The organism is Streptomyces sp. NRRL F-5126, from assembly GCF_000721265.1.
GTDB lineage: Bacteria > Actinomycetota > Actinomycetes > Streptomycetales > Streptomycetaceae > Streptomyces.
Map to the genome: position 1 here is coordinate 1 of NZ_JOFZ01000127.1, position 320 is coordinate 320.

Annotated in this window: 1 protein-coding gene; it reads left to right on the forward strand. The window is 70.3% G+C overall.

Annotated elements, in window-relative coordinates; genetic code table 11:
- Positions 1 to 18: 18 nt before the first annotated feature.
- Positions 19 to 320, forward strand: a 302-nt coding sequence (locus IH48_RS34060; RefSeq protein WP_158710409.1) for a hypothetical protein, incomplete at its 3' end; no start/stop codon positions are given.

Below are 320 nucleotides of genomic sequence, written 5' to 3' on the forward strand. Positions count from 1 at the left end.
GGTCCCAACCGCGTGCACGTGACGGTTGCCGACCACGAAGCCACGCAACGGGCCGGGATCGAGGGCCTGCTGCTGTCGCTTCAGTCCACTGACACCTCTACGGCTGGGGCGGCCGATGTTCAGGTGGACTACGCGGGCATCGACTCGGCGTACGGCGCCGAATGGGCCTCGCGTCTGCATCTGGTGCGGCTTCCCGCCTGCGCCCTGACCACGCCGGAGACTGCCAAGTGCCGCCAGGGCGTGCCGCTGGCGACGGACAACGACACAGAGGCTCACACCCTGACCGCGACTGTGGCGCTTCCCCCCGCCCAGGGCGCGTC